General features: G+C 43.7%; 2 pseudogenes. One reads left to right on the forward strand and one right to left on the reverse strand.

Annotation, left to right across the window (positions count from 1 at the left end):
- A pseudogene (locus B4113_RS12410) lies at positions 1-208 on the reverse strand (IS982 family transposase); the annotation flags it as partial.
- A gap of 191 nt (positions 209-399) precedes the next feature.
- Here B4113_RS12410 and B4113_RS20600 point away from each other — a divergent pair.
- Positions 400-613 (forward strand): annotated as a pseudogene (locus B4113_RS20600) (transposase); the annotation flags it as partial.

Genomic DNA, 613 nt, shown 5'->3' on the forward strand with positions numbered 1-613 from the left:
GCCATGCCCGTTCGGAAGAAAAACCAAGCAGTTTCCCCAAAATGTGAATCGCTATGATCACGCTATCTTCTTGCTTGACCAAATGGCGGTTGCGGCGTTGAAGATGCGTCTGAATCAATGACAGTTGGGCGGAGACAAAAAAGAAAATGGCAGCATATTGTTTTTGAATCTTAGCTCGATCTGTAGTAAAATGAAAGTGCTCTTGCATGGGGATTCTCCTTTCGAATGGTACCCGAGTTCGACAGTTTTGAGGTCATTTTAGGCAAATGGAAATGACCAAAATGCTGTTATATCAAGGGTTTCGTGATGCGGATCCTAGGAAAAAACGCTGAATTTCATAGGCACACGATTTATTAATTTTTTCTTTTAAAAATAAAGTTTATACGTTATAATATAGGCATGTACATACGACGAGTCACACGCAAAAACAAGGATGGAACAACCGTTGCTTATCTCCAGCTTGCTCACAATGAATGGGATCCGAAGGCCAAATATGCGAAAGCGAAGGTGATTTATTCGTTCGGGCGCGAAGACGAGGTGGATCGCGCCGTCTTGGAACGTCTGGCCAAAAGCATTTCGCGATTCCTTTCTCCTGAGCAGGCTTGGGAAGTCG

It is taken from the genome of Geobacillus sp. B4113_201601 (genome assembly GCF_001587475.1).
Classification (GTDB): domain Bacteria; phylum Bacillota; class Bacilli; order Bacillales; family Anoxybacillaceae; genus Geobacillus; species Geobacillus icigianus.